29 protein-coding genes and 3 tRNA genes are annotated in these 26,541 nt (G+C 56.8%); 29 read left to right on the top strand and 3 right to left on the bottom strand.

Features of this window, described 5'->3' with window-relative positions:
* Positions 1-10: 10 nt before the first annotated feature.
* The gene (locus tag EDC30_RS16345; protein WP_207907309.1) at positions 11-1,045 is read left to right on the top strand and encodes a S49 family peptidase; all 1,035 of its coding nucleotides are present in this window, start codon (positions 11-13) and stop codon (positions 1,043-1,045) included.
* Between the two features lie 46 nt (positions 1,046-1,091).
* On the opposite strand, the gene EDC30_RS16340 is transcribed toward EDC30_RS16345, so the two are convergent.
* Both EDC30_RS16340 and EDC30_RS16335 read right to left on the bottom strand, forming a co-directional pair.
* Positions 1,092-1,844 carry an SAM-dependent methyltransferase gene (locus EDC30_RS16340; protein ID WP_132259925.1) on the bottom strand — a complete coding sequence of 251 codons (753 nt, stop codon included), beginning with the start codon at positions 1,842-1,844 and terminating at the stop codon, positions 1,092-1,094.
* Between the two features lie 2 nt (positions 1,845-1,846).
* The gene (locus tag EDC30_RS16335; protein ID WP_132259924.1) at positions 1,847-2,470 is read right to left on the bottom strand and encodes a Maf-like protein; all 624 of its coding nucleotides are present in this window, start codon (positions 2,468-2,470) and stop codon (positions 1,847-1,849) included.
* A 195-nt stretch (positions 2,471-2,665) separates the two neighbouring features.
* Between EDC30_RS16335 and EDC30_RS16330 the strand changes: the two genes are divergently transcribed.
* From EDC30_RS16330 to EDC30_RS16195, 28 genes are all read left to right on the top strand, one after another.
* Entirely contained in the window at positions 2,666-3,097 is a 432-nt protein-coding gene (locus EDC30_RS16330) for a YceD family protein (protein ID WP_243656826.1), read from the top strand.
* A gap of 97 nt (positions 3,098-3,194) precedes the next feature.
* Positions 3,195-3,377: a 50S ribosomal protein L32 gene (gene rpmF, locus EDC30_RS16325; RefSeq protein WP_132259922.1), complete on the top strand. Its 183-nt coding sequence runs from the start codon at positions 3,195-3,197 to the stop codon at positions 3,375-3,377.
* A 136-nt stretch (positions 3,378-3,513) separates the two neighbouring features.
* Positions 3,514-4,593, top strand: coding sequence for a phosphate acyltransferase PlsX (plsX, locus tag EDC30_RS16320; protein ID WP_132259921.1), 1,080 nt, complete (start codon positions 3,514-3,516; stop codon positions 4,591-4,593).
* A gap of 7 nt (positions 4,594-4,600) precedes the next feature.
* Complete coding sequence (locus EDC30_RS16315; RefSeq protein WP_132259920.1) at positions 4,601-5,587, top strand: beta-ketoacyl-ACP synthase III; 987 nt, start codon at positions 4,601-4,603, stop codon at positions 5,585-5,587.
* Positions 5,588-5,639: 52 nt separating this feature from the next.
* Positions 5,640-6,572, top strand: coding sequence for an ACP S-malonyltransferase (gene fabD / locus EDC30_RS16310; RefSeq protein ID WP_132259919.1), 933 nt, complete (start codon positions 5,640-5,642; stop codon positions 6,570-6,572).
* Entirely contained in the window at positions 6,569-7,324 is a 756-nt protein-coding gene (fabG, locus tag EDC30_RS16305; RefSeq protein WP_132259918.1) for a 3-oxoacyl-ACP reductase FabG, read from the top strand. The genes fabD and fabG overlap by 4 nt, the downstream gene beginning before the upstream one ends.
* A gap of 120 nt (positions 7,325-7,444) precedes the next feature.
* Complete coding sequence (gene acpP, locus EDC30_RS16300; protein ID WP_007881445.1) at positions 7,445-7,684, top strand: acyl carrier protein; 240 nt, start codon at positions 7,445-7,447, stop codon at positions 7,682-7,684.
* Between the two features lie 29 nt (positions 7,685-7,713).
* On the top strand, positions 7,714-8,964 hold the full coding sequence (fabF, locus tag EDC30_RS16295) for a beta-ketoacyl-ACP synthase II (RefSeq protein ID WP_132259917.1): 1,251 nt from the start codon (positions 7,714-7,716) through the stop codon (positions 8,962-8,964).
* Between the two features lie 55 nt (positions 8,965-9,019).
* Positions 9,020-9,532: a protein YgfX gene (locus EDC30_RS16290; RefSeq protein WP_132259916.1), complete on the top strand. Its 513-nt coding sequence runs from the start codon at positions 9,020-9,022 to the stop codon at positions 9,530-9,532.
* Between the two features lie 94 nt (positions 9,533-9,626).
* Entirely contained in the window at positions 9,627-10,229 is a 603-nt protein-coding gene (rpoE, locus tag EDC30_RS16285) for an RNA polymerase sigma factor RpoE (RefSeq protein WP_128903442.1), read from the top strand.
* A 50-nt stretch (positions 10,230-10,279) separates the two neighbouring features.
* Positions 10,280-10,918 carry a sigma-E factor negative regulatory protein gene (locus tag EDC30_RS16280; protein ID WP_132259915.1) on the top strand — a complete coding sequence of 213 codons (639 nt, stop codon included), beginning with the start codon at positions 10,280-10,282 and terminating at the stop codon, positions 10,916-10,918.
* 71 nt (positions 10,919-10,989) lie between these two features.
* A complete protein-coding gene (locus EDC30_RS16275) occupies positions 10,990-11,949 on the top strand; it encodes a MucB/RseB C-terminal domain-containing protein (protein ID WP_341539875.1) in 960 nt (319 codons plus the stop codon).
* Positions 11,950-11,958: 9 nt separating this feature from the next.
* Positions 11,959-13,437, top strand: coding sequence for a DegQ family serine endoprotease (locus EDC30_RS16270; protein ID WP_132259913.1), 1,479 nt, complete (start codon positions 11,959-11,961; stop codon positions 13,435-13,437).
* A gap of 86 nt (positions 13,438-13,523) precedes the next feature.
* Positions 13,524-13,793: a glutaredoxin family protein gene (locus EDC30_RS16265; protein ID WP_132259912.1), complete on the top strand. Its 270-nt coding sequence runs from the start codon at positions 13,524-13,526 to the stop codon at positions 13,791-13,793.
* A gap of 226 nt (positions 13,794-14,019) precedes the next feature.
* Positions 14,020-15,813: a translation elongation factor 4 gene (gene lepA / locus EDC30_RS16260; RefSeq protein ID WP_132259911.1), complete on the top strand. Its 1,794-nt coding sequence runs from the start codon at positions 14,020-14,022 to the stop codon at positions 15,811-15,813.
* A complete protein-coding gene (lepB, locus tag EDC30_RS16255; protein ID WP_132259910.1) occupies positions 15,810-16,721 on the top strand; it encodes a signal peptidase I in 912 nt (303 codons plus the stop codon). The genes lepA and lepB overlap by 4 nt, the downstream gene beginning before the upstream one ends.
* Before the next feature lie 20 nt (positions 16,722-16,741).
* Positions 16,742-17,140, top strand: coding sequence for a DUF4845 domain-containing protein (locus EDC30_RS16250; protein ID WP_132259909.1), 399 nt, complete (start codon positions 16,742-16,744; stop codon positions 17,138-17,140).
* Positions 17,141-17,166: 26 nt separating this feature from the next.
* A complete protein-coding gene (rnc, locus tag EDC30_RS16245; protein ID WP_243656825.1) occupies positions 17,167-18,189 on the top strand; it encodes a ribonuclease III in 1,023 nt (340 codons plus the stop codon).
* Complete coding sequence (gene era, locus EDC30_RS16240) at positions 18,186-19,088, top strand: GTPase Era (RefSeq protein ID WP_132259908.1); 903 nt, start codon at positions 18,186-18,188, stop codon at positions 19,086-19,088. The genes rnc and era overlap by 4 nt, the downstream gene beginning before the upstream one ends.
* A gap of 20 nt (positions 19,089-19,108) precedes the next feature.
* On the top strand, positions 19,109-19,867 hold the full coding sequence (recO, locus tag EDC30_RS16235; RefSeq protein WP_132259907.1) for a DNA repair protein RecO: 759 nt from the start codon (positions 19,109-19,111) through the stop codon (positions 19,865-19,867).
* Positions 19,868-19,906: 39 nt separating this feature from the next.
* Positions 19,907-20,671 carry a pyridoxine 5'-phosphate synthase gene (pdxJ, locus tag EDC30_RS16230; protein ID WP_132259906.1) on the top strand — a complete coding sequence of 255 codons (765 nt, stop codon included), beginning with the start codon at positions 19,907-19,909 and terminating at the stop codon, positions 20,669-20,671.
* Positions 20,668-21,060, top strand: a complete 393-nt coding sequence (gene acpS / locus EDC30_RS16225) for a holo-ACP synthase (RefSeq protein WP_132259905.1) — start codon at positions 20,668-20,670, stop codon at positions 21,058-21,060. Before pdxJ ends, acpS begins: the two co-directional genes overlap by 4 nt.
* Positions 21,057-22,133, top strand: a complete 1,077-nt coding sequence (gene nagZ / locus EDC30_RS16220) for a beta-N-acetylhexosaminidase (RefSeq protein WP_243656824.1) — start codon at positions 21,057-21,059, stop codon at positions 22,131-22,133. The genes acpS and nagZ overlap by 4 nt, the downstream gene beginning before the upstream one ends.
* A gap of 112 nt (positions 22,134-22,245) precedes the next feature.
* Positions 22,246-24,102, top strand: a complete 1,857-nt coding sequence (gene uvrC, locus EDC30_RS16215; protein ID WP_132259904.1) for an excinuclease ABC subunit UvrC — start codon at positions 22,246-22,248, stop codon at positions 24,100-24,102.
* Positions 24,103-24,136: 34 nt separating this feature from the next.
* Positions 24,137-24,709 (top strand): CDP-diacylglycerol--glycerol-3-phosphate 3-phosphatidyltransferase, encoded by a 573-nt coding sequence (pgsA, locus tag EDC30_RS16210; protein ID WP_132259903.1) that lies wholly within the window; start codon positions 24,137-24,139, stop codon positions 24,707-24,709.
* Between the two features lie 81 nt (positions 24,710-24,790).
* Positions 24,791-24,866: transfer RNA gene (locus EDC30_RS16205), tRNA-Gly, on the top strand.
* Between the two features lie 96 nt (positions 24,867-24,962).
* A tRNA-Gly gene (locus EDC30_RS16200) sits at positions 24,963-25,038 on the top strand.
* Positions 25,039-25,088: 50 nt separating this feature from the next.
* Positions 25,089-25,162, top strand: a tRNA-Cys gene (locus EDC30_RS16195).
* A gap of 101 nt (positions 25,163-25,263) precedes the next feature.
* On the opposite strand, the gene EDC30_RS16190 is transcribed toward EDC30_RS16195, so the two are convergent.
* A complete protein-coding gene (locus EDC30_RS16190) occupies positions 25,264-25,914 on the bottom strand; it encodes a YbhB/YbcL family Raf kinase inhibitor-like protein (RefSeq protein ID WP_132259902.1) in 651 nt (216 codons plus the stop codon).
* Between the last annotated feature and the right edge of the window lie 627 nt (positions 25,915-26,541).

The following is a 26,541-nucleotide window of genomic DNA, read 5'->3' as shown; positions in this document are numbered from 1 at the left end:
GGATAAGGATATGGAAAATACCCCGCCGATCGGGCCGGAAAGCCCGGGAGCGCCGGATGGAGCCCGCGCGCCGGCAGCCGGGGTCATGGCGGCGGGCCGCACAGGCAATTGGGAGCGCGACGTGCTGGAAAAACTGGCCCTGGAGGCTTTGCGTGAACAGCGGGCCAGGCGCCGCTGGAGCATTTTCTTCAAGCTCGCGTTTCTCGCCCTCGCATGTATCGTCTTGTGGCGCGTACTGGGGCTGGGTAATGCGGCATCGGAAGTCTCGACCACGCATACTGCCCTGATCGAGATCGACGGGCAGATTTCTTCCGGTGGCGGCAGTGGCGACGCCGATTCGGTGATTCCTGCGCTGAACCGTGCCTTTTCCGATTCGGGCTCGGTTGGTGTGATTCTGCGCATCAACAGTCCGGGCGGCAGTCCTGTCCAGGCTGGCATGATCAATGACGAGATCAAGCGCTTACGTGCCGAATATCCGAAAAAACCCCTGTATGTGGTGGTGGATGAAATGTGCGCTTCCGGCGGATATTACATTGCTGCTGCGGCGACCAAAATTTTTGTCAACAAGGCCAGCATCGTCGGATCGATCGGCGTATTGATGGATGGCTTCGGTTTTACCGGCCTGATGGACAAGGTGGGTGTCGAGCGCCGTTTGCTTACTGCCGGGGAAAACAAGGGCTTTCTCGACCCGTTCAGTCCGCAAAGCGAATCCCAAAAAGTCTATGCCAAGGAAATGCTGGAAGAAATCCATCAGCAGTTCATTCAGGTGGTGCGCGAAGGGCGCGGCAAACGCTTGAAGGAAACGCCGGAAACGTTTTCGGGCCTGTTCTGGACCGGCAGCAAGGCAGTGGAAATGGGCTTGGCCGATGGTTTTGGTACGGTGGATAGCGTGGCGCGCAACGAGCTGAAAGTCGAGGAAATCGTCGACTATACCGAGCATGAAAACCTGTCCGAGCGCTTCCTGAAAAAATTCGGCGCATCAGTCGGTGCCGGCGCATGGCAATCGATGTGGAGCGGCAGCCACGCTCGTCCGAGCCTGCGTTGATCCATCCTGGCGCCAGCTGATTTTACGGCTGGTGTCAAAAGCCTTGTTATTGGCCCAGAAATAAAAATACGGTTGGCCGCTTGTGCAAGTCCGGTGCCTTGCCTGCGGCCAATTGCTTTTTCCAGACCGCTGCAGTGCGGGTCACGATGGATTCCGAGGCGAGGCTCAAATCCGTTGCAATACAGATCAATGTGCCCGGCTGACAGGTATTCGCCAATGTTTCCAGCAGGGCGGCATTGCGATAGGGCGTTTCAATAAAAATCTGGGTCTGCTTTTCCTTCCGTGAGCGCTCTTCGAGCATCTTGATCTGTTTGCCGCGCTGCGCGGCATCGACCGGCAGATAGCCATTGAAGGCGAAGCTCTGGCCATTCAGGCCGCTGGCCATGACTGCCAGTAGCAGGGAAGAGGGGCCGACCAGCGGGCGAACCTGGATACCTTGGGCATGAGCCAGTCTGACCAGGTTGGCGCCCGGATCCGCCACCGCCGGCACGCCGGCCTCCGAGATCAGCCCGGCATTTCGGCCCTCCAGCAGCGGCTGCAGCAATTGCGGCAGCATGGCTTCGGGCGTATTGACATTCAATTCGTTGATCTGAATTTCCTGCAGCGGCTTGGCCAGCGGGTGCTGAAGTGCGACCAGTTTGAGAAAGGCGCGCGTCGTCTTGGCATTTTCCGCGATAAAGCAATCCAGTCCGGCCGTAATGGCTTGCACTTCGTCCGGAATCAGTGCGCGCAGAGGATCGGCGGCGCCGGCATCAGCGGGGCCGAGCGTATTGGGTATCAAATAAAGTGTGCCAGCCATGGTCATGTACGAAAAAAAGGCACGCCGGCACGGCGCAGCATGGTGGTTAATGCAATCAGCGGCAGGCCAGTAAGGGCCGTCGGGTCGGTGCTTTCGATTTTTTCCAGCAGGGCGATGCCCAATCCTTCATTTTTGGCGCTGCCGGCGCAATCATAAGGCTGTTCGATCCGCAGATAGGCATCGAGCTCTTCATCCGGCAGATTGCGGAAAGTGACGTAGGATGGCACGCACTCGACTTGGGCGGCATCCCGTTCCGCGCTTTTCCGGTCATCCCACAGGCAGAGTGCCGTATGAAATATCACCTGGCGGCCGCGCATGGTTTGCAATTGCTGCAAAGCTTTTTCTTGCGTTCCGGGTTTGCCGATCTGTGCCCCATCCAGCGTGGCCACCTGGTCGGAACCGATTACCAATGCGCCAGGGTTTTGCCGGGCAACCGCTTGCGCTTTTTCCAATGCCAGGCGCAAGGCGGTCGCCTCAGGCGTTTCGCCATTGCGTGGAGCTTCGTCGATATCCGGTTTGCATACCTCGAATGGCAATCCTAGTCGCGCCAGTAGTTCCTGGCGATATTTGGAACTTGAGCCCAAAATCAGGCGTGGCAGCACCGGCTTATTGGTTGAGTTTGTCATGGTGGCAAGATGAATGCGCTTAAGAGCTTAACAAATTGAATGCATGTAAGCTCGCAATGCGCTAAGGCTTTGACGAATAAAGGAAAAGCCTGTTATTATCGCAGGTTTTCCGGACTCGTCAGGCGCATGGAAGCTATTCTGATCGATGCATTTGAATTCTGCCGTCTCGGAGAGGCGCTCGAGGGCGAATTCGCTGTGGCTGAATTGCCCAGGTTGGCTGCGGAAGCCTTCACTCCCGCAGGGGTGATTCGCTGGTCGCTTACGGGCGGCAAGCATGCTCAGGGATATCCGCAGCTGACGCTGAACGTAAGTGGTTCAGTGCAGTTGATGTGCCAGCGTTGTCTAACGCCATTCGAATTCGGTGTCGAATCGAATTCAATCCTGGTGCTTGCTCAGGATGAGGCGGGCGCCGATGAGCTGGAAGAGGCGCTGGACGATGATTCGCTTGAAGTCATTGCGGGTTCGCTACAGTTTAATGTTGCAAACCTGATTGAAGATGAAGCATTGCTGGCCTTGCCGGTATCTCCAAGGCATGATGTCTGTCCAGGAAAAACGGCAGAAAAGCCGGAAGCGCAAGTCGAAAAAGCAGCTTCGCCTTTCAGTGTGCTGAAAGATTGGAAGCGTTAAGCAGTAGATAAGAATATGCGGATTTGCCATATGCAAGTTTGGGCGGGTTTGCGTTGAGTTGTGTTAAAATTTTGGAATCTTAGGTTTAGGAGTAATCATGGCTGTTCAGCAAAATAAGAAATCCCCATCCAAGCGCGGCATGCACCGTTCGCACGATCACCTGACCGCGCCGAACCTAGCAGTCGAGCCGACTACCGGTGAAACCCATCTGCGTCACCACATCAGCCCGAATGGCTACTATCGTGGTCGCAAGGTCCTGAAGACCAAGAACGACGAATAATCCATTGTTGTTTTTGGATGAAAAAGCGGCGTGATGCGTAGTAGAGCGACGCCGCTTTTTGTGTTTCTGATAGATTGCGTCATTTTGCGCTGCGTAGCATCTGGTCTATCTGAGACGTGGCGCCAGAATCAAAGCAATGACAATTAAAATATCCATCGACTGCATGGGGGGAGACCACGGCTGTGCGGTCACAGTCCCTGCGGCCGTTTCGTTTGTCAATCGCCAGCAGGATGCGGAATTGATCCTGGTCGGGCGCGAAGAGGCAATTCGTGCCGAGCTGAAAAAGCATCGTGCCCTCGATCATCCCCGCCTGTCCATTCTTCATGCCGAAGAAGTTGTGACCATGGATGATCCGGTGGAAGTTGCCTTGCGTCGCAAGAAGGATTCATCGATGCGCGTCGCAGTAAGTCTGGTCAAGGATGGGCGTGCCCAGGCCAGCGTCTCCGCAGGTAATACCGGCGCGCTGATGGCCATTTCCCGCTACGTGCTGAAAACCCTGCCTGGCGTCGACCGTCCGGCCATCTGCACGCTGATCCCGAACCAGAAAGACAAGCCGACTTACATGCTGGATCTCGGCGCCAATGTCGATTGCGAGCCGCATCACTTGCATCAGTTTGCGCTGATGGGTTCGGCGCTGGTGGCAAGCAGCGAAGGGAAGGCAAAGCCGAGCGTCGGCTTGCTCAACATCGGCGAGGAAGACATCAAGGGCAATGAGGTCGTCAAGCAGACGGCAAAGTTGCTGCGCGCCGATCACGAAAAGGGCGTGCTGAATTTTTACGGCAATGTCGAAGGCGACGATATTTTCAAAGGCACGACCGATATCGTCGTATGCGACGGTTTTGTCGGTAATGTCGCCCTGAAGGCGTCCGAAGGCCTGGGCCGTTTTTTCAAGGCTGCCGTGACGGCGGAATTCAAGAGTAATCCGCTGAATATGCTGGGGGCCTTGATTGCCCGCGGCGCGCTCAAAGCCATCTCGCGGCGCTTGAATCCCTCACGTTATAATGGCGCAAGTCTGCTGGGTCTGCGCGGACTGGTTTTCAAGAGCCATGGCGGCGCCGATGCCTACGCATACGAATGGGCGATTCGCCGCGCATATGATGCGGCGACCCACGATCTGATCGCACGTATTTCCGCCAGCATCGCTGAATTGATGCCGCAAGCCGAAGCACAAGCGGCCTCCGCCGACCCCAGCGTCCTTCCTGCACCCATCCAATAAAACCACCATGAGCCTGTATAGCAAAATCATTGGCACTGGCAGCTATCTGCCTCCGCGGCGCATTACCAATCATGATCTGGCAGCGCAACTGGCGGAAAAGGGAATCGAAACCTCAGACGAGTGGATCGTATCCCGCAGCGGCATCGCTGCGCGCCATTTTGCCGATACCGGCGTACAGTCCAGCGACCTGGCAGTGGAAGCGGCGAAGCGCGCCCTGGATGCCGCCGGCCTGCAGCCGGATGAGATCGACCTGATCGTCATGGCGACTTCGACGCCGGATCATTTCGGCGGTTTTCCCAGCACGGCCTGCGTGGTGCAGCGCAAGCTGGGCATCACCAATGGCTGCCCTGCATTCGATGTGCAAGCCGTCTGCACCGGATTCGCGTATGCGATGACGATCGCCGACAATTTCATCAAGGCCGGCGCTCACAAGAAGGTGCTGGTGATCGGCGCGGAAGTATTTTCGCGCATCCTGAATTTCGATGATCGCACCACCTGCGTGCTCTTCGGTGACGGTGCTGGCGCTGTGGTGTTGAGCGCTTCGAATGAGCCGGGCATCCTGGCCACCAGGCTGCATGCCGACGGCCGCCACTCGGAAATCCTGTGCGTCCCTGGCAAGCCCAGCGGCGGCATGCTGGAAGGCAGCGCCTTCCTGGTCATGGATGGCCAGGCTGTCTTCAAGCTGGCCGTATCGGTCCTGGAAAAAGTCGCTCACGAGGCGCTGGAAATCGCCGGCATGGATTCCTCGCAGCTCGACTGGCTGGTGCCGCACCAGGCGAATGTCCGCATCATGCAAAGCACAGCCAAGAAGCTCGGCTTGCCAATGGAAAAAATGGTCGTCACAGTCGACCAGCATGGTAATACCTCTGCGGCTTCAATCCCGCTGGCGCTGGATCAGGCGGTGCGCGATGGTCGCATCAGACCCGGCCAGAACGTGATGATGGAAGGCGTCGGCGGCGGCTTTACCTGGGGTGCGGTGCTGGCGCGAATGTAATGGCATCGTTTCGTGTTTGACTGAATTGGTATTCTGATCCTGCTTAACTCACATGAATAAATTCGCTTTTGTGTTTCCCGGCCAGGGCTCGCAAGCAGTCGGCATGCTGAATGGTTTTGCCGGCAATGCGGCAGTAGAGCAAACCATCGCCGAAGCGTCCGACGCCTTGCAATTCGATCTTGGCAAGCTGATTGCCGAAGGTCCGAAGGAAGACCTCGACCTGACGACTAATACCCAGCCGGTGATGCTGACCGCAGCGGTGGCAACCTATCGTGCCTGGATTGCTGCGGGCGGCCCTGCCCCTGCAGTAGTCGCCGGCCATAGTCTGGGCGAGTACTCAGCATTGGTTGCCGCAGGCGTGATCGCATTCAAGGATGCCGTACCGCTGGTGCGCTTCCGTGCGCAAGCCATGCAGGAAGCCGTGCCTGTCGGGCAGGGCGGTATGGCGGCGATTCTCGGCCTGTCGGATGAAGACGTGCGCGCCGCCTGTGCTGAAGCTGCGCAAGGTCAGATCGTCGAGCCGGTGAACTTCAATGCACCGGCCCAAGTCGTGATCGCCGGTCATAAGGAGGCCGTTGAGCGTGCCTGCCAGGCCGCCAAGGACAAGGGTGCCAAGCGCGCCTTGCCGCTGCCAGTGTCGGCGCCATTCCATTCTTCGCTGCTGAAGCCGGCTTCGGACCGCTTGCGCGAGTACATGGCAGGCGTGACTTTCTCGGCTCCGCAAATCCCGGTGATCAACAACGTCGATGTGGCGATCGTCACTGAGCCTGCTTCGATCAAGGATGCACTGGTGCGCCAGGCTGCCAGCCCGGTGCGCTGGGTGGAAACCGTGCAGAAAATTGCTGCCAGCGGCATCACGCACGTGGTCGAATGCGGCCCCGGCAAGGTGCTCGCAGGTCTGACCAAGCGAATCGATGGCAACCTGGTCGGCGAAGCCGTGTTTGACCAGGCAAGCCTGGAAAAAGTATTGGAGACCCTAAAGTGACTGCACAGAACCTGAATAATCAAGTCGCGCTGGTGACAGGTGCCTCGCGTGGCATCGGCCGGGCAATCGCTCGCGAACTGGCACGCCAGGGCGCAAAAGTCATCGGTACCGCAACTTCCGAATCTGGTGCAGAGGCGATATCCGCCTATCTTGCTGAAATTGGTCAGGAAGCCGGGAAAGGTGCAGTCCTGAACGTGAACGACGCTGCCGCTAGTGTCGCTCTCATCGACGACATCCAAAAAGAATTTGGCGCAGTCACGATTCTCGTCAACAATGCCGGCATCACCCAGGATCAACTGGCGATGCGCATGAAGGATGAAGAGTGGGATGCCGTCATCGCCACTAACCTGACCGCTGTCGGCCGTCTGTCGCGCACTGTACTGCGCGGCATGATGAAAGCCAAGCAGGGACGCATCATTAATATTACGTCGGTCGTCGGTTCGGCCGGCAATCCCGGTCAAATGAACTATGCTGCTGCAAAGGCCGGCGTGGCGGGCATGAGCCGCGCCCTGGCGCGCGAGATCGGCAGCCGCAACATCACGGTCAATTGCATTGCGCCGGGTTTCATTGATACCGACATGACAAAAGCCTTGAGCGAGCAGCAGATTGCCGCTTTGCAGCAGCAGATTCCTCTGGGCCGTTTTGGTACGCCGGAAGATATCGCTGCTGCTGTGAGCTTCCTGGCATCGCCACAAGCCGGCTACATCACGGGCGCGACGCTGCACGTGAATGGCGGCATGTACATGAGTTAATGAATTTTTGGTGCTTTTAGCAGATTTTCTTGAATGATCGAGAAAATAACTAAAAGTGATTTTTCAAAGCGCAAACCTGATAAAATGCGCGCACTTTCTGTAAACACTTGGAGCCATAACATGTCCGATATCGAACAACGCGTTAAGAAAATCGTCGCTGAACAACTGGGCGTCGCTGAAGCCGACATCAAAACCGAGTCCTCGTTCGTCGACGACCTCGGCGCTGATTCGCTCGACACCGTGGAACTGGTGATGGCACTCGAAGACGAATTCGAAATGGAAATCCCGGACGAGCAAGCCGAGAAGATCACCACCGTTCAACAAGCGATCGATTACGCCAAGGCGCACGTCAAGGCCTAAATCGACATTTGTATCGCAAGGAGAAACGCTTGAGCAGCTCGCGTCAACGCCGTCGGGTAGTCATCACCGGCTTGGGTTGCATTTCCCCCGTTGGTAATACCATTACCGATGCGTGGAGTGCATTGATTGAAGGTAAGTCTGGCATCGCCCCCATCACTCGGTTTGACGCCACGCCTTTTTCCACCACGTTTGCCGGAGAAGTGAAGGGATTCAATGTCGACGAGTATTTGTCGAGCAAGGAAGCCCGCACGATGGATACGTTTATCCACTACGGCATGGCGGCTGGCATCCAGGCTTTCCAGGACAGTGGCCTGGAAGTCACGGAAGCCAATGCCGAGCGCATCGGCGTGATCGTCGGTTCCGGTATCGGCGGCTTGCCGATGATCGAGGAAACTCACGCCGAGCTGGAAAAGCGTGGTCCGCGCCGCGTCTCTCCTTTCTTTGTTCCCGCGTCGATCATCAATATGATCTCGGGTCACCTGTCCATTAAATATGGACTGAAGGGCCCGAATCTGGCGATCGTGACGGCCTGCACCACCGGTTTGCACTGCATCGGTGAAGCAGGACGGCTGATTGAATATGGTGACGCCGATGTCATGATCGCCGGCGGCGCCGAATCCACCATTTCGCCGTTGGGCGTGGGTGGCTTTGCCGCAGCCCGTGCCTTGTCATCGCGTAACGATGACCCCGCGACCGCATCCCGTCCATGGGATAAGGATCGCGACGGCTTTGTGCTCGGCGAAGGTGCGGGTGTCATGGTGCTGGAAGAGTATGAGCATGCCAAGGCACGCGGCGCCAAGATCTATGCCGAATTGCTTGGTTACGGCATGAGCGCCGATGCGCATCACATGACAGCGCCGTTGGAAGATGGCGATGGTGCGCGCCGCTGCATGATTGCCGCAATGAAAAACGCTGGCATTAATCCGGATCAAGTCAACTATATCAATGCACACGGCACATCTACGCCGCTGGGCGATATCGCTGAAACGGTCGCAATCAAGCGCGCGCTGGGAGATCATGCCAAGAAGGTGGTAGTCAATTCGACGAAGTCGATGACGGGTCACTTGCTGGGTGGCGCAGGCGGCCTGGAATCGGTCTTCACCGTTCTGGCCGTGAACAAGCAAATCTCGCCGCCGACCATCAACATCTTCAACCAGGATCCAAACTGCGATCTGGATTACTGCGCCAATGCTGCACGACCGATGGCGATCGATATCGCTGTCAAAAACTCCTTCGGCTTCGGTGGAACCAACGGTTCCCTGGTGTTCGGCAAAATCTAATTTCGCCTCTCCGCAACTTTCTTTTTGAAAGTTGCGGAATTTCTTTCCTTTCCTAATGTCCATCGCGGTGTCTACCGTGGTAATGCCTTCCAGGCGGCTTGCCATCGTGCAAGGGAGCTTTTGCCTGGGCTTGGTGGCCGTCGCGGCCTATCTGGTGATTTCGCCGACCATTCATCTATCTCTCGCTTGGCGTGTTGCACTGGCGTTGATCCTTGCCGTGATTTCGGTTTGGGCAAGTCATGCTCTGATTTGGCGCGGAAAATCGCTGCGGATTGATATTTCCGAGCACGGACAAATCACGGTGACAGAAGATAAGACGTGTACTGTTCATCGCGGCCAGGCCGGTACTGACAAGCCGCCGCAGCAGGACCAGAACGGCACTGCAGTTGTCACGCTGAGGCACGACTCGACTATCTGGCCGCATTTGCTGTTGTTGCGACTTCAAGCCGAGGATCGAAGGATCAGAAATATCCTGATCCTGCGTGACAGTGTAAGTGCCGAAGAATTTCGCAGCTTGTCGGTTGCGTGCCGCTGGATAGCCGCGCACAATGGTCAGGCAAAACGTTAAATTTTGTAACGTCGCGGTAGGGATTGAACTTCTGGAATTTCCAGTAGTCAATAACTTTAATTCGCGCATGTTGTGAAAGACAAGGGACCGGGTGTTGACGACAGAACGCGATATTGACCAGGTATTAGTCGAACGCGTCCAGCGTGGTGATAAAAGGGCGTTCGAACTGCTGGTGGTCAAATACCAGAGAAAGCTGATGAGGCTGGTGTCACGGCTCGTGCGTGACCAGGCGGAAGCCGAGGATGTAGTGCAGGAAGCCTTTATCAAGGCTTATCGTGCCCTGCCTCAGTTCCGTGGAGATTCGGCCTTCTATACCTGGCTATACAGGATAGGGATAAACACGGCCAAGAATTATCTGGTGACGCAAGGCCGCCGTGCGCCGACTTCGACCGACGCGGATGCGGAGGAGGCAGAAACCTTCGATGATGGTGAGCACCTGCGGGACATCAATACGCCCGAGTCAATGCTTGCAACCAAGCAGATTGCGGAAACGGTGAACGTGGCGATGAATGCGCTGCCGGAAGAGTTACGCATGGCGATCACGCTGCGCGAAATTGAAGGATTGAGCTACGACGAAATCGCCGAGGCCATGGGATGCCCAATAGGCACCGTGCGTAGCCGGATATTCCGTGCGCGTGAAGCGATTGCGGAAAAATTGAGGCCATTGCTTGGCACTGCCATTGACAAGCGGTGGTAAGGAAATCAATATTTATCAAATGTAAGTGAGGCCGCAAACCGCGGACTGCTATGGAAACGAGAGAGAAAACCCAGGAACAGATCTCGGCATTGGCCGATGATGAACTCAGTGACAGTCAGATCGAGGTCGCGCTGGCCGCATTGCGCGATCCCGACGCGCGCGCCGATTGGGAGTTGTATCACCAGATCGGCGATATCCTGCGCTCGGACGACATGGCTGTTACCCTGAGCGATGGTTTTTCCGCGCGCATGGCCGCACGCCTGGAAGCGGAGCCTGTGATCCTGGCACCGCAAGCAGCGCCCAACGTGGCTGCCGCTTCCGGCCATCCTGCCCTGGTCGAGCGTGTCCGGCGCCTGGCCATGCCGGGCATGGCAGCGGCAGCAGTGGCGACTGCAGTGTTCATGACGGCACCGCACATGCTGGTGGCAAAAAAGGAATCCGGCAGTGACAATAGCCCGGCAGTGGCCATGGTCGCCGCCAAGCCGGCGCCGGCGGTCGTTGCAGTGCCTGCCGTAGTAGGCGTTGCTGCCACCGAGGAACGGGAGGTCGCCGTGGCTGACCAGGGAGAGGTGTTGCGCGATCCGCGCATCGACGAGTACCTGATGGCGCATCAGCGTTTTTCTCCTTCCGTTTATAGTTCGGCGCAATATGCGCGCTCAGCGACATTCGCAAACGAAGCGGGTAAATAATCTGTATGCGGCAAACCCCGGGTTTATCGAAATTTTTTACATTTCTTCTCCTATCCTTCATCGCAGTTTCAGTGCAGGCGCAAGGTGCTGGCCTTACGACGGACAAGCGTGAGGCGCAGTCCTGGCTGAAAAAGATCCAGGCTGCCGCTGTCAAATTCAGTTACTCCGGGACTTTCGTTTATCAGCAGGGCGAACAATTCAGGACTTCCCGCATCACCCACGTGAAGAGCGGGAAAAATGAGTATGAAAAGCTCGAAGTCCTCGATGGCAAGCCGCGCGAATATATTCGCACCAACGACGAAATCATCTGCTATGTCCCGGACAGCAAAACTCTGCTGGTGGAAAAGCGCGTCACCCAGGAAGTGTTTCCTGCCTTGCCGAATGCGAACCCGGCAAAGCTCGGGGATTACTATCGTTTAAAGATGGGTGGTTCCGGCCGCGTGGCGGGATATGCAGCGCAGACCATTCTGCTCGAACCGCTCGACAATCTCCGTTACGGTTACAAGCTCTGGGCTGACAAGAAAACGGGTTTGCTGTTGCGCGCTCAAACCTTGAACGAGAAGGGTGACGTGGTCGAGCAGATTTCCTTCACGCAGATCGAAATCGGCAAGATCGACCCGAGCCGTACGCGCAGCAGCATCGCCAATACTCAAGGCTGGCATATCGAGCGGGCAGCAATGGAGTCGGCCAATCTTTCAGGCTGGAGCGTCAAGGCCATGCCGCCGGGGTTCCGCAAGATTCGCGAGGTCAAGCGCCTGGTGACGAACGGGGCCGCCAACGCCCGTGCCGGAAATCAGACACCGCAATCGCGCGAAATGGCGCAAATGGTGTACTCGGACGGATTGGCTGCCATCTCGATTTTCATTGAGCCTGGCAGCGCCAGTCGCACCGAGGGATTCATGCAACAGGGGGCAATGAATATTGCAGGCAAGCGTCAGGGGGAATTTTGGCTTACCATAGTGGGTGAGGTGCCTGCTGTGGCAATCCGGCAGGTCGCCAATTCAATTGAATTCAAGACTACTAGAAGATAAAAGGACTCTATGAATACTGGAATTCCTGCTCGTAAATTTCTCTCTACATTAGTTCTTGGTGTCGCCAGCGCACTTTTCGCCGGTGGCATGGGTATCGTCTCTCCGGCAATCGCTGCTCCTTCCGTTGCTGGTTTGCCGGACTTCACCGATATGGTCGAGAAGGCCGGGCCGGCAGTGGTCAATATCCGCACGACGGCCAAGATGCGTTCCAATCCAAATGGCGCGATGTCCGAAGACGAGGAAATGCAGGAATTTTTCCGGCGCTTTTTCGGTGTGCCGATGCCGCGCCAGCCTGAGCGCACGCCGCGCGGCAACGGTAAATCCCAGCCGCAGCAGGAAGAGGAAGTGCCCCGTGGCGTCGGTTCCGGCTTCATAGTTTCCGCCGATGGTTTCATCATGACCAATGCGCATGTGATCGAGGGAGCTGACGACGTCTACGTCACGCTATCCGACAAGCGCGAATTCAAGGCAAAGGTGATTGGCAGCGACAAGCGTACCGATGTGGCTGTCGTAAAAATCGAAGGCGGCAATCTGCCGCGCCTGCCGATCGGCGATTCGGCCAAGCTGCGCGCCGGTGAATGGGTGGTCGCCATCGGCTCCCCGTTCGGACTGGATAACACCGTGACCGCCGGGATTGTCTCTTCGAAGGCACGCGATACCGGAGATTACCTGCAATTGATCCAGACTGACGTCGCGGTCAACCCTGGCAATTCCGGCGGCCCGCTGATCAATATGCGCGGTGAAGTGGTCGGTATCAACTCGCAAATCTATAGCCGTTCCGGCGGTTACATGGGGATCTCCTTCGCCGTGCCGATCGACGAAGCGATGCGCGTGGCTGAGCAGCTGAAGACGACGGGCAAGGTGACGCGCGGGCGGATCGGCGTGCAGATCGGCGAAGTCACCAAGGATGTGGCCGAATCGCTCGGGTTGAGCCGTGCGCAGGGCGCGCAGGTGCAGCGCGTCGAGCCTGGTTCGCCGGCAGAGAAGGGCGGCGTGGAAACCGGCGATATCATCCTGAAGTACAACGGCACCAACATCGAGCGTTCCAGCGATTTGCCGCGCCTGGTGGGGAATACGAAGCCGGGTTCGCGCGCAACCATCTCCGTCTGGCGCAAGGGCGCTACCCGCGACCTGCAATTGACTATCGCAGAGATGGAGCCGGAAAAAACTGCGAAGAAGGAAAACGGCAAGACCAAACCGGAACGCACGCCGAATGCCTTGGGCCTGTCGGTAACCAATCTGACTGAGGCACAGAAGCGGGAATTGAATCTGGATGGCGGTGTGCTGGTTGACGCCGCGGAAGGTGTCAGCGCTCGTGCCGGCTTGCGTGCTGGCGACGTGATTCTGCGCCTGAATAATACCGACATCAAGGATGCCGCTCAATTCAACAGCCTGATTGCCAAGCTGGATCCAAAGAAAATGGCGGTGCTTTTGGTACGTCGAGGCGATTCCTCGCAATTCGTGCCGATTCGGCCGAATGCTCAGTAAGCTTCTGTTATTGTAAGCTTCGATAATCAGTATCAAGGCTGCAGGCTGTCAGGCTTGCAGCCTTTTATTTATGTAACGTGTTGGTCATGCCGGTCAAATTCATTCTTTACTCGCGCACCTATTGCCATCTTTGCGACGACATGTTGATTGCACTGCAGGCTTTGCAGGGCGAATTTTCCTTTGCAATCGAGGTCCGGGATGTCGATGCGGACCCGGCGCTCGTCGCGCTGTACGATGAGTTGGTGCCGGTGCTGATAGGCTGGCGAAACGGCGAAGCGACGCGTCTTTGCCATTATTTCCTTGATGAAGGCATGGTCCGCAACTATCTTTCCAACGGAAGCGCAACAGCTGCCTGATACGAGTTTTTCAGGATTTTCACTCTGAAATCCGGTAAAATGCTGCCATATTCCATACGTGGAAGTCTCAAAAGGCGCTCGCCCGGGGAGGTTCCCCTGCATTGAGCGCCTTTTTTACGTATTTTTTGCTATTGCGGGACAGGGCCTGTACGCGGCATTCTGCTTCCGACTGATTTGGATGCAGGGCGAAATCAAGTGCTGCACCGTTTTGTCCTCGACTGGTTAAATGAACAATATCCGCAATTTCTCCATCATTGCCCACATCGATCACGGTAAATCCACCCTGGCCGACCGCATCATCCAGTTGTGCGGCGGCTTGTCCGACCGTGAAATGGAAGCCCAGGTGCTCGATTCGATGGACCTGGAGCGCGAGCGCGGCATCACCATCAAGGCGCAGACCGCGGCGCTGAGCTACAAGGCACGCGATGGCAAGGTGTACAACCTTAACCTGATCGATACGCCGGGCCACGTCGACTTCAGCTATGAAGTCAGTCGCTCGCTTTCCGCTTGCGAAGGCGCCTTGCTGGTGGTGGATGCCTCGCAGGGTGTGGAAGCGCAAACCGTGGCGAACTGCTATACCGCGATCGAGCTGGGCGTGGAAGTGGTGCCGGTGCTGAACAAGATCGACCTGCCCTCGGCCAATCCGGAAAGCGCGATTTCGGAAATCGAAGAAGTCATCGGCATCGAGGCCGGCGATGCGGTGCATTGTTCCGCCAAGACTGGCCTGGGCGTGCAAGACGTGCTGGAATCGCTGATTGCGAAGGTGCCGCCGCCCAAGGGCGACCCGGACGCGCCATTGCAGGCGCTGATCGTCGATTCCTGGTTCGATAATTACGTTGGCGTGGTGATGCTGGTCCGTATCATCAACGGCACGCTGCGCCCGAAAGACAAGATCCTGCTGATGGCCACTGGTGCGCAGCACCTGGTGGAAAGCGTCGGTGTCTTCACGCCCAAGTCAGTGGCGCGCGAGACTTTGTCGGCCGGGCAAGTGGGTTTCATCATCGCCGGCATCAAGGAACTGAAGGCTGCCAAGGTCGGCGATACCGTCACGCTGGCCGCCAAACCCGCCGCCGAGCCGCTGCCCGGTTTCAAGGAAGTGCAGCCGCAGGTGTTTGCGGGTCTCTTCCCGGTCGAGGCGAACCAGTACGATGCCTTGCGCGACTCTCTGGAAAAATTGAAGCTCAATGACGCCGCCCTGATGTTCGAGCCGGAAGTTTCGCAGGCGCTGGGTTTCGGCTTCCGCTGCGGCTTCTTGGGCCTCTTGCACATGGAAATCGTGCAGGAACGCCTCGAGCGCGAATTCGACATGGACCTGATTACCACCGCGCCGACCGTGGTGTACGAGGTGGTAATGCGCGACGGTACCGTGCTGCAGGTGGATAACCCGTCCAAGATGCCGGACCCCTCCAAGATCGAGGAAATCCGCGAGCCGATCGTCACGGTCAACCTGTACATGCCGCAGGAATATGTCGGCTCCGTCATCACATTGTGTACGCAAAAGCGCGGCGTCCAGATGGACATGAGCTACCACGGCAAGCAGGTCAAGCTGACCTATGAAATGCCGATGGCCGAGATCGTGCTGGATTTCTTCGACAAGCTGAAATCCACTTCGCGCGGCTATGCCTCGATGGATTACGAGTTCAAGGAATACCGTGCCTCCGACGTCGTCAAGGTCGACATGCTGATCAATGGCGAGAAGGTCGATGCGCTGGCGATCATCGTGCACCGCGCAAACAGCCAGTACCGCGGCCGTGCGGTGGCAGCCAAGATGCGTGAAATCATCCCGCGTCAGATGTTCGATGTGGCGATTCAGGCCGCAATCGGCTCCAACATTATTTCGCGCGAGAACGTCAAAGCCCTGCGTAAAAACGTTTTGGCAAAATGCTATGGCGGTGACATTAGCCGTAAGCGTAAGTTGCTGGAAAAGCAAAAGGCAGGTAAAAAGCGCATGAAACAAGTTGGCTCTGTGGAAATTCCTCAAGAGGCCTTCTTGGCAATTTTACAAGTGGATGAAAAATGAGCGTGCAGTCAATTCTTGGCAATTTTGCCCTGATTCTGTTTGTTTTGACGATCGTAACCGGCGTTATCTGGTTTCTGGATGTGTTTTATCTGGCAAAAAAACGCCGGGCGCATGCCGATGCCGCACTTGCGGAATATGACGCTCGCAATGCGAAGCTGGCGGCGGAAGGAATCAAGCCGGATTCCAATAGCAGGGCAGCCCTGGAGGCCGGGATTTTGCGCCAGCCGACATGGATCGAGTATTCCGGCAGCTTTTTCCCGGTTATCGCCCTGGTGTTTTTTCTGCGCTCTTTCTTGTATGAGCCGTTCAAGATTCCATCCAGTTCGATGGTTCCGACCCTCTTGGTCGGCGATCTGATTTTGGTGAACAAATACACCTATGGTGTCCGTTTGCCTGTAATTAACAAGAAGATCATTGAAGTTAATGACCCGAAGCGCGGCGATGTCATGGTTTTCAAGTATCCGGAAGATCCTTCGCTTGACTACATTAAGCGCGTAGTTGGTGTGCCTGGTGATAAAATAGTGTATAAAAACAAGCGTTTAACGATCAATGATCAAGCGCTTTCTTATGAAGAGCTACCGGATTACCTGGACGAGGATCGGCTGACATACTCGAAGCAGTATAAGGAAAACCTGAATGGCGTAGCGCATCGCATTCTCAATGATGAAGGCGCGCCAGCATATGCCACGAACGAAAGAAGTTTCCCTGGTCATGAAAACTGCAGTTTCAACGGTGGCGATTTCTCTTGTACCGTGCCGCCTGGGAACTACTTTATGATGGGCGATAACCGCGACAATAGTCTCGACAGCCGTTACTGGGGCTTTGTCCCGGACCAGAATATTGTCGGCAAGGCATTTTTTATCTGGATGAATTTCAGTAACCTGAAACGGATTGGCAGTTTCCAGTAACTAAACAGGGGGAGGGGAGCATGCAAAAACAACTATTCACATGCAAGCAACAAGGCATTTCACTGGTCGGACTGATCGTTGTACTGGCAATTCTGGGAGCGTTGGCCGTACTCGGAATGAAAGTCGTTCCAACCGTGACCGAATACATGGCCATCAATAAAGCCATCGCCAAGGCAAAGACCGATGGCTCGACCCCAGCGGAAATTCGCAATAGTTTCGACAAGCAGGCTGATGTGGCTTATATCACTTCGATTACCGGCAAAGACCTGGAAGTCTACAATAATGGTAATGGGCTGGAGGTCAGTTTCGCTTACGATAAGAAAATCCCCTTAGTTGGTCCCGCCAGCCTCTTGATTGAATACGAGGGTACGACAGAAAAGCAAAAGGGTAAGAAACCTGCAAAGGATGGCGGCGCCTAAGCCTCAAGAGAGCGAAATAGAGAGATATGGATTTGACGTTATTGCAAAATCGGCTGGGGCATACGTTCAAGGACGCTGCTTTGCTGCAGCAAGCCTTGACCCATCGTAGCCACAGCAGTTTGCATAACGAGCGCCTGGAATTCCTCGGCGATTCGGTCCTCAATTGCGTCGTTGCTTCCTTGCTGTTCGAACGCTATAGCAAGATCGACGAGGGCGATTTGTCGCGGCTGCGCGCCAATCTCGTCAAGCAGCAATCGCTGTACGAAATCGCGCAGCGCCTAGAGCTCTCCCAGTTCCTGAGGTTGGGCGAGGGAGAGTTGAAATCGGGTGGATTCCGGCGTCCATCTATCCTTGCCGATACCCTCGAAGCCTTGTTCGGCGCGATCTTTCTGGATGGCGGATTTGAAACCGCCCGCAAGGTCATCCGTTCGCTTTACATTCCCATCCTGGATACGGTCGATCCCAAAACCCTTGGCAAGGATGCCAAAACCCTGCTGCAGGAATTTCTGCAGGGTAAAAAAATCGCCTTGCCGCAATACAATGTAGTCGCAACCCATGGCGCGGCCCATAACCAGGAATTCGAAATCGAATGCCTGGTGCCGAAGCTGGATATCCAAGTATTTGGCAGTGGAGGCAGCCGGCGTGCTGGCGAGCAAGCCGCGGCCAAGCTGGCGCTGGAAGCCGTACAGGCTGCATTAGCGAAAACGCCGTCCGCCGCGCGCAAGACGCGGCCGCGCGCAGCACAGCTGAAGCTGGCGGGAATCGCCACGATTCAGCCGGATGCGCCGAATGCGGATACTTCCATTGCGCCGGAAAATAATCCGGAAAATAAGCAGCCTGAGTCCAAACCGGAAAGCAAGCCGGAACCTAAGCCGGCAAAAGCAGCCGCGAAAGAGCCGAAATCCGCGCAGAAACCTGCTGACAAAGTTACAGTCCAACCTGATACTGGCATGGTGCCGGAGACAAGCCAGCCGGCTTCCGACACCATGCCTGAAACCGGTATCGAACCGCCCAAGCCTGCCGGCACCACCCAACCTAAAACTGCATGACCTCTACTGCTGCACCCGCTGGATTTCGCTGCGGATATATCGCCATCGTTGGCCGCCCGAATGTCGGTAAGTCGACCCTGATGAACAAACTGATCGGCGCCAAGGTCAGCATCACTTCGCGCAAGGCGCAAACCACGCGGCACCGCATCACGGGTATCCAGACCATCGACGATGCGCAATTCGTGTACGTCGATACACCGGGTTTTCAAACCCGCCATTCGAATGCCCTGAACAAGACGCTGAACAAGACGGTCACCAATACCCTGACTGCGGCCGATGTCGTGCTGTTCGTCGTGGAAGCCGGGACCTTTGGCCAGGCCGATGAGCAAGTGCTGAATCTGATCCCGAAGAACGTGGCATGCATTCTGGTGATCAACAAGGCCGATCGCATGAAGGATAAGGCCGTGCTCATGCCGTTCGCGCAAAAAGTCGCAGGGCAACGCGATTTTGCCGCCGTAGTGCCGGTATCGGCCAAACAGAATTTTCAGCTGGACGGTTTGCAGGAAGAGATCCGCAAAATCTTGCCGGAGAATCCGCCGATCTTCGCCGAGGACGATATCACTGACCGCAGTGAAAAATTCCTGGCGGCGGAAATCGTTCGTGAAAAGATTTTCCGCCTGGCTGGCGACGAACTGCCTTACACCAGCACGGTCGTGATCGAGAAATTTGAACAGGAAGGCAATTTGCGGCGCATCTTCGCCGCCGTCCTGGTCGAGCGCGATAGCCACAAGGCCATGGTGATCGGACAGAAGGGAGCCAAGCTGAAGGAAATCTCGACGCAGTCCCGCCTGGACATGGAAAAATTGTTTGGTGGCCCGGTGTATCTGGAAGTCTGGGTCAAGGTGAAATCCGGCTGGGCGGATAACGAAGCCCGCTTGCGTGCCTACGGTTACGAATAAGGAAGCCTGACATCCCTGCGATGGATCTGATCGCCGCCGAACGGCGCCTGCGCGCGCCGGCTGAAAAGGAACACCGGGTGAATCAGCAGCCCGGCTTCGTCCTGCACAGCTATCCCTACAAGGAAACCAGTCTTATCATCGACGTGCTGACGCGCGATCATGGCCGCATCGCGTTGGTGGCAAAGGGCGCCAAGCGTCCGCATTCGCAATTGCGCGGCGTGCTGCAGACTTTCCAGCCGTTGTCGCTGTCGTGGAGCGGCAAGGGCGAATTGCGCACCCTGACCGGCGCCGAATGGGTGGGGGGCTTGCTGCCGCTGGAAAAAGATGCGTTGTTGTGCGGCTTCTATCTCAACGAATTGCTGATCAAGTTCCTCGCCCGCGACGATTCGCATCCTGCGTTGTTTCAGCATTATGTCTCGACGCTGAACGAATTGGGGCATGGTGAACCGGCGCCCATAGTGTTGCGCAAATTCGAGCGTGCGCTCTTGAAGGAAACCGGCTTTTCAGGCGATTTCACGCGCTGCACCAGCACCGGCGAAACAGTTGTGCCGCAAAAGACTTATGTGGTCGATCCCGAGCGTGGGCCCCGTCCCGCCGTGCCGGCCGATGCCTGGCCTCAGGTTGCCGGCAAAACGCTGATCGACATGGAGAAGGAAGATTATTCCGATGCGGTCACGCAAACGCAGAGCAAGTTCCTCATGCGGCACCTGTTGTCGCATCACCTCGGCGGCACCCAGTTGAATACGCGCCAGATCCTCATCGACCTGATGCAGTTGTAAGATACGGGCCATTACCCGCAACGACAATCGACCAATCTCATGAGCTATCTTCATCCCGCCGGCCCGACTATCGAACTGGGCGTCAACATCGACCATGTCGCTACCTTGCGCAATGCGCGCGGCACGACTTATCCCGACCCGATCCAGGCGGCGCTGCTGGCGGAGGAGTCTGGGGCTGACGCGATCACCCTGCATCTGCGCGAAGACCGGCGCCATATCAAGGATGCCGACGTGCGCGCGATGCGCCCGCTCCTGAAGACGCGCATGAACCTGGAGTCGGCGGTAACAACGGAAATGCTGGATTTCGCCTGCGAGATCAAGCCGCAGGATGTGTGCCTGGTGCCGGAGCGGCGTGCCGAAGTCACGACTGAAGGCGGGCTGGACGTGGCGGGTAATTTTGCAGTCGTGAAGGCGGCTGTGGCGCAATTGCAGCAAGCGGGTATCCGCGTGAGTCTGTTCATCGATCCGGATGAAGCCCAGATCCAGGCGGCGGCAGAAGCCGGTGCGCCGGTGATTGAATTGCATACCGGACGTTATGCCGAGGCTGTCGCTCCGCAGGAACTCCAGGACGAGTTGGAGCGCATCCGGAGCGGCGTGCGGGCAGGCGTGGCGCGCGGCCTCAAGGTCAATGCCGGCCATGGACTGCATTACACCAACGTGCAGGCGATCGCCGCGATCCCCAATATCGCCGAGCTGAACATCGGTCACGCCATCGTCGCGCAGGCTGTGTTCGATGGCTGGCGCAAGGCGGTCTCGGACATGAAGGCGATCATGCTGCAGGCACGGCTGGGCACGGTAAAATGATTTACGGCATCGGTACCGATATCATCCAGATTTCGCGTGTCGAGGCGGCGGTCGCGCGCCATGGCGACCGCTTCGCTGAAAAGGTCCTGGGGCCGCAGGAGCTGGAAAAATACCATCGCCGCAAAGCCAAGGTGCCTGTGCGGGGATTACGCTTTCTTGCCACGCGATTTGCTGCCAAGGAGGCGTTTTCCAAGGCGATCGGGCTGGGGATGCGCATGCCGATGACCTGGCGGTCGATGCAGACGCTGAATGCGCCGAGCGGCAAACCCATCGTGGTCGCCAGCGGCGCCTTGCAGGAATTTATGGAACAAAACGGTTTGAGTGCGCAAGTCACAATTACTGATGAAGCCGATTACGCGGTCGCGTTCGTTATAGTGGAGAAAAAATGACAAGAGATTCTTTCGCCGGCGGCCAGTCCGCTTCCCCATTGCAGGCAGGGGCATTGGGCCCGGTCATGCTCGACGTGGTTGGCACGACGCTCGACGCCGACGATATCCGCCGCATCCGTCATCCATTGACCGGGGGCGTGATCCTGTTTGCGCGCAATTACACCGACCGCAAGCAATTGACCGAACTGACGGCAGCCATCCATGCCGAGCGCCCGGGCGTGCTGATCGCCGTGGACCATGAAGGCGGCCGCGTGCAGCGCTTCAAGACAGATGGCTTCACCAAGCTGCCGGCCATGCGCCGCCTGGGTGAATTGTGGGAACGCGACGTGCTGGAAGCCACCAAGGCGGCGACTGCGGTCGGATTCGTGCTGGCGGCGGAATTGCGTGCCTGTGGCGTGGACTTGTCTTTCACTCCTGTGCTCGATCTCGATTATGGCCAATCCGGCGTGATCGGGGACCGCGCCTTTCACAGTGATCCGCGCGTGGTGACGCTGCTGGCCAAGAGCTTGAACCATGGCCTGGCGCTGGCCGGCATGGCCAATTGCGGCAAGCACTTCCCCGGTCATGGTTTTGCCGAAGCCGATTCGCATGTGGCCGTGCCGGTCGATGAGCGCAGCTTCGAGGAAATCGTCGAGCAGGATGCCGCGCCCTATGGCTGGCTTGGCATGGGCTTGGCGGGCGTAATGCCGGCGCATGTGATTTATCCGAAAGTGGACAAGCATCCGGCCGGCTTCTCGAAAAAATGGCTGAAGCTGCTGCGCAAGGATATGGGCTTCGAGGGCGTGATCTTCAGCGACGACCTGAGCATGGAAGGCGCAAGCGTGGCCGGTAGCGTGGTCGATGGCGCCCATGCGGCACTGGCGGCCGGCTGCGACATGGTCCTGATCTGCAATTCGCCGGACAAGGCCGATATGCTGCTGGAAGGCTTGCAGCTCAAGGAAGGCAAGAGCACCGAGCAATCGGCGGCACGTATTGCTGCCCTGGTGCCGACTGCCGCCGCCATGGATTGGGAAGCGCTGCAAAATGACGCACGCTATCGCGCAGCAAAAAAACTGGCGCAGTCGCTGGTGTAAGCAGCGAGCCGCCAGTTGCCGTGATGCGCCCGTGGACAGCGAAGACCGGACGCGTCAATGACGGGAAAGTTGTGACGGAAAAAGGTACTGATGAGAAAAGGCAGTGACCATAATGGATGAAGCTCAGGCGCCTGATCCTCGCGCCGCGCTGCTGGACGCGGTCGCCGCCTTGCCCCACCTGCCTGGCGTTTACCGCTATTTCGATGCCGAGAACAAGCTGCTCTATGTCGGCAAGGCGCGCGACCTGAAAAAACGCGTCTCCAGCTATTTCCAGAAAAATCTCGCCAGTCCGCGCACGGCCTTGATGGTCGAGAAAATCGTGCGCCTGGAAACGACGGTCACGCGCAGCGAAGCGGAAGCGCTGCTGCTCGAAAATAACCTCATCAAGACCCAGCAGCCGCGTTACAACATTCTGTTCCGCGACGATAAGTCCTATCCCTACCTGAAGCTGTCGGCGCACGAATATCCGCGCATGGCCTACTACCGTGGCGCGGTCGACAAGAAAAGCCAGTATTTCGGGCCATTTCCCAGCGCCTGGGCGGTCAAGGAATCCATGCAGATCCTGCAAAAGGTTTTCCTGCTGCGCACCTGCGAAGATAGCGTATTTGCCAACCGTACCCGCCCATGCCTGCTGCACCAGATCCAGCGCTGCAGCGCACCCTGCGTGAATTACATCAGCAAGGAAGCCTACGATGCCGACGTGGAGCATGCGGCCCAGTTTCTGCGCGGGCGCCAGTCCGAGGTGCTGGAAGCCTTGCAGGAAAAGATGCAGGCCTTCGCCGCAGAGCTGAAGTTCGAGCAGGCAGCGGTGGTGCGCAATCAGATCAGCGCCTTGTCGCGCGTCCTGCATCAGCAAAGCATGGAAACCATCGGCGACGCCGATATCGACATCATCGCCGTGGTGGTCCAGGGCGGACGTGCCTGTGTCAATCTGGCGATGGTGCGTGGCGGCCGCCATCTGGGCGACCGCGCCTACTTCCCGACGCAAGTGGAAGGCGCACTGGCGGTTGGCGAGGAAAGTGTCGAAGCCGAGGTGCTGAAGGCATTTCTGGCCCAGCACTACATCGATTCCTTCATCCCCGGTACCCTGATCATCAATATCGAATTCGACCAGCCGGAGTTGATGGTGGCGCTGATGGAGCAATGCGGCCATCGCATCAACCTGGTGTTCCAGCCGCAGGGCCAACGCCGCCAGTGGCTGGAGATGGCGCAAAAGGGCGCGGAAATCGCATTGGCACGGCTGTTGTCGGAGCAGGGCTCGCAACAGGCACGTACCCGCGCCCTGGCCGACGCCTTGAACATCGAGCGCGACGACCTGGAAAACCTGCGGGTGGAATGTTTCGACATCAGCCATACCCAGGGCGAGGCCACGCAGGCATCCTGCGTGGTATTCCATCACCATGTCATGCAAAATGGCGAATACCGGCGTTACAACATCAACGACATCACGCCCGGCGACGATTATGCCGCCATGCGTCAGGTGCTGATGCGGCGGTATGAAAAGCTCGCCAATGGCGACGGCATCATGCCGGACATCGTGCTGATCGACGGCGGCAAGGGCCAGGTCGAGATGGCGCGCCAGGTGTTTTCCGAACTGGGACTGGATATCAGCCTGCTGGTCGGCGTCGCCAAGGGGGAGGGGCGCAAGGTTGGCCTGGAAACCCTGATCTTCGCCGACGGCCGCGAGCCGCAAGTCCTGGGCAAGGAATCGGCGGCCTTGATGCTGGTGGCGCAGATCCGCGATGAGGCGCACCGCTTTGCCATCACCGGCATGCGTGCCAAGCGCGCCAAGGCGCGGCAAACGTCGCGCCTGGAGGAGATCGAGGGCATCGGCGCCAAGCGCCGGCAAAAGCTGCTGGCGCGTTTCGGCGGGCTGCGCGGGGTGATCGATGCCAGCGTCGAAGAGCTGGCATCGGTGGAAGGCATCTCACGTCAATTGGCAGAGGATATTTACCGGCAACTGCATTGACCATAGGCAGCGAAATCCAATTACAATTCGGCTTATGCCTCTCAATGTTCCCATTCTGCTGACCTGGTTGCGCGTGGCGCTGATTCCGCTGGTAGTCGGCGTTTTTTACCTTCCAGATACCTGGCTTTCCACTTTCGATAAGGGAGTGGCGTCTACAGCAGTATTCATCATTGCCGCGGTTACCGACTGGTTTGATGGTTTCCTGGCACGGCGCTGGAATCAGACTTCGGCCTTCGGCGCCTTTCTTGACCCGGTAGCGGATAAGCTGATGGTGGCCGGCGCCTTGCTGGTGCTGGTCCAGTTCAACGAGGTCAACGCCGTGGTGGCCTTCATTATCATCGGGCGGGAAATCACCATTTCCGCATTGCGTGAATGGATGGCCCAAATCGGTGCGTCCAAGTCGGTGGCCGTGAGTTCGATAGGCAAAATCAAGACTACGGCGCAAATGATCGCGATCCCGATGTTGCTGTTCAAGGGCACGCTCTTTGGTCTCATCGACACCTATGTCTGGGGAACGGTCTTGCTTTATGTCGCTGCCGTCCTGACGGTCTGGTCCATGTTTTATTATTTGCGCAAGGCCTGGCCTTTGATGAAGGAACGGAGTTGATGTTAAGTAAGGGAAGATGCTTGACAACTTTCTCCAATACTCTATAATTCATCCCTGTCGTCGCGCTGCGATGCACGCAAAGCGGGAGTAGCTCAGTTGGTAGAGCGCAACCTTGCCAAGGTTGAGGTCGAGAGTTCGAGACTCTTCTCCCGCTCCAGAATTAGAAGGGAAGCTAACCACGCTTCCCTTTTTCATTCAAGACCATTGAGGTGGTACTCATTGGTTATGCGGCGATAGATTGCGCAGTAAAGATGCGGGAGTAGCTCAGTTGGTAGAGCGCAACCTTGCCAAGGTTGAGGTCGAGAGTTCGAGACTCTTCTCCCGCTCCATTTTCTCTGTGCAGCAGGGTTTCCGATTCGCGGTTACAATACGCACCCATGGCGGGGTAGCAAAGTGGTTATGCAGCGGCCTGCAAAGCCGTAGACGCCGGTTCAATTCCGACCCCCGCCTCCAGATTCCAAGAAGGACTTGATTCAACCGGATCAAGTCCTTTTTTATTTCCCGCTACTGATCGGTAGAACAATGCATTGCTGTCACAGTTCACGGCCATCGGTTCATGAGGACTGTGAATGTGCCCCTAGCCCAGGATCAAGCGTGTAAGTCCCCGTCAGCCTGGCTTCTGCCAGAATATGTCCCTGCATCGCGGCACGTGCCTGCTGGCCAGTAAATTTGCCTTCGACAGGCAAGCGGTCGACATCCAGCGCATACAGCGTAAAGATATAGCGATGGACCAGGTCGTCATTCCAGGGCGGGCAGGGTCCATCGTAGCCGCAATAGCTTCCTTCCATGTCTGGATCGCCCTTGAACCATTGCGTGTAGTCGTTGACACCATGACGCATGGGCGGAGCGCCCGGTACTTCAGGGCCAGGCTTGCCGCGTGCAGTCAAGGTAGCACTGAACTGACCGGCGCCAATGGCATGCATGTCAGGCGGCATATCGATCAATACCCAATGGAAGAATTCTGCCCGCGGCAAAACCTTGCGCACCCGCTTTCCATCCTGGTTCACGTCGTCGGCTACCGAAGGCGCGGACTCGTCGTAGCAAATCAGTGCAAACGATCGGGTACTGCTCGGAACGTCGCTCCATGTGAGGCTGGGATTTTTATTGTCCGAAAAAGCGACCCGCTTGATCGGATCAATGGCGCACAAGGAAAATTCAGGGGGAATCGGCATCCCATCTCTGAATGAATCACTCCAAAGTCTCATTGCGTCTCCTTTACTAATAGAAAAATATGAGAGCGTGAAAATTTCAAGTGGCTAGATGCTGCATGCATTGTTCCGTATAGACCTTGTGCAAGATTAGAGATTCTTCCTCCGAATTTGTCTTCTCAAGCCTAAAAGATTAGGTCTTTATCGGAATTGGAAATTGGCCACTCATTCATTGGGGAAACGTTCTCTTTGAAGCCCATCGACTTCTTGCGCATGAGCAATCTATGCAGAGATAACTGATCGATAAACTCGGTAAGCGAATCATGATGGTGTGTCTTGTTTGATGTTTGCTCTATACCGATGTACTCCAGGCAAAAACAATTGCAAACATTATTCAGCTGCTGCTTGCGTGCGGTATCTCTCTTAACTGTTGCGTGAAAGTTTATGTGCCAAAAAGATGCTTCGGCAATGAGGATTATTAAGAGTTAAAGCATATGCGCTCGTAAAATGAAAACCATCGAAAATGGGTTTTAGAGACAAGCGGAAATTTTTATGACATTCATGGTTTACAAGGCGGTGCACTTTATCAAGACAACCGGATTGTTTGCGTGGAAGTGCAACCTGTGCGCACGGCGAAAGCCGTCGTCTTCCGCACTCTAGACTATAAGTTTCAATGGAACAAAA

It is taken from the genome of Paucimonas lemoignei, assembly GCF_004342585.1.
GTDB classification, from domain to species: domain Bacteria; phylum Pseudomonadota; class Gammaproteobacteria; order Burkholderiales; family Burkholderiaceae_D; genus Paucimonas; species Paucimonas lemoignei.
Note: the sequence above shows the minus strand (reverse complement) of the source record. Positions and strands in the feature narration are given on the sequence as shown.

What these genes read in the sequence shown, in the direction of transcription:
- EDC30_RS16345 (WP_207907309.1), top strand. Translation starts at nt 11, where the DNA reads ATGGAAAATACCCCGCCGATCGGGCCGGAAAGCCCGGGAGCGCCGGAT.
- EDC30_RS16340 (WP_132259925.1), bottom strand. Translation starts at nt 1,844, where the DNA reads ATGGCTGGCACACTTTATTTGATACCCAATACGCTCGGCCCCGCTGAT.
- EDC30_RS16335 (WP_132259924.1), bottom strand. Translation starts at nt 2,470, where the DNA reads ATGACAAACTCAACCAATAAGCCGGTGCTGCCACGCCTGATTTTGGGC.
- rpmF (WP_132259922.1), top strand. Translation starts at nt 3,195, where the DNA reads ATGGCTGTTCAGCAAAATAAGAAATCCCCATCCAAGCGCGGCATGCAC.
- plsX (WP_132259921.1), top strand. Translation starts at nt 3,514, where the DNA reads ATGACAATTAAAATATCCATCGACTGCATGGGGGGAGACCACGGCTGT.
- EDC30_RS16315 (WP_132259920.1), top strand. Translation starts at nt 4,601, where the DNA reads ATGAGCCTGTATAGCAAAATCATTGGCACTGGCAGCTATCTGCCTCCG.
- fabD (WP_132259919.1), top strand. Translation starts at nt 5,640, where the DNA reads ATGAATAAATTCGCTTTTGTGTTTCCCGGCCAGGGCTCGCAAGCAGTC.
- acpP (WP_007881445.1), top strand. Translation starts at nt 7,445, where the DNA reads ATGTCCGATATCGAACAACGCGTTAAGAAAATCGTCGCTGAACAACTG.
- EDC30_RS16290 (WP_132259916.1), top strand. Translation starts at nt 9,020, where the DNA reads ATGTCCATCGCGGTGTCTACCGTGGTAATGCCTTCCAGGCGGCTTGCC.
- EDC30_RS16280 (WP_132259915.1), top strand. Translation starts at nt 10,280, where the DNA reads ATGGAAACGAGAGAGAAAACCCAGGAACAGATCTCGGCATTGGCCGAT.
- EDC30_RS16270 (WP_132259913.1), top strand. Translation starts at nt 11,959, where the DNA reads ATGAATACTGGAATTCCTGCTCGTAAATTTCTCTCTACATTAGTTCTT.
- EDC30_RS16265 (WP_132259912.1), top strand. Translation starts at nt 13,524, where the DNA reads ATGCCGGTCAAATTCATTCTTTACTCGCGCACCTATTGCCATCTTTGC.
- lepA (WP_132259911.1), top strand. Translation starts at nt 14,020, where the DNA reads ATGAACAATATCCGCAATTTCTCCATCATTGCCCACATCGATCACGGT.
- lepB (WP_132259910.1), top strand. Translation starts at nt 15,810, where the DNA reads ATGAGCGTGCAGTCAATTCTTGGCAATTTTGCCCTGATTCTGTTTGTT.
- EDC30_RS16250 (WP_132259909.1), top strand. Translation starts at nt 16,742, where the DNA reads ATGCAAAAACAACTATTCACATGCAAGCAACAAGGCATTTCACTGGTC.
- rnc (WP_243656825.1), top strand. Translation starts at nt 17,167, where the DNA reads ATGGATTTGACGTTATTGCAAAATCGGCTGGGGCATACGTTCAAGGAC.
- era (WP_132259908.1), top strand. Translation starts at nt 18,186, where the DNA reads ATGACCTCTACTGCTGCACCCGCTGGATTTCGCTGCGGATATATCGCC.
- recO (WP_132259907.1), top strand. Translation starts at nt 19,109, where the DNA reads ATGGATCTGATCGCCGCCGAACGGCGCCTGCGCGCGCCGGCTGAAAAG.
- pdxJ (WP_132259906.1), top strand. Translation starts at nt 19,907, where the DNA reads ATGAGCTATCTTCATCCCGCCGGCCCGACTATCGAACTGGGCGTCAAC.
- acpS (WP_132259905.1), top strand. Translation starts at nt 20,668, where the DNA reads ATGATTTACGGCATCGGTACCGATATCATCCAGATTTCGCGTGTCGAG.
- nagZ (WP_243656824.1), top strand. Translation starts at nt 21,057, where the DNA reads ATGACAAGAGATTCTTTCGCCGGCGGCCAGTCCGCTTCCCCATTGCAG.
- uvrC (WP_132259904.1), top strand. Translation starts at nt 22,246, where the DNA reads ATGGATGAAGCTCAGGCGCCTGATCCTCGCGCCGCGCTGCTGGACGCG.
- pgsA (WP_132259903.1), top strand. Translation starts at nt 24,137, where the DNA reads ATGCCTCTCAATGTTCCCATTCTGCTGACCTGGTTGCGCGTGGCGCTG.
- EDC30_RS16190 (WP_132259902.1), bottom strand. Translation starts at nt 25,914, where the DNA reads ATGAGACTTTGGAGTGATTCATTCAGAGATGGGATGCCGATTCCCCCT.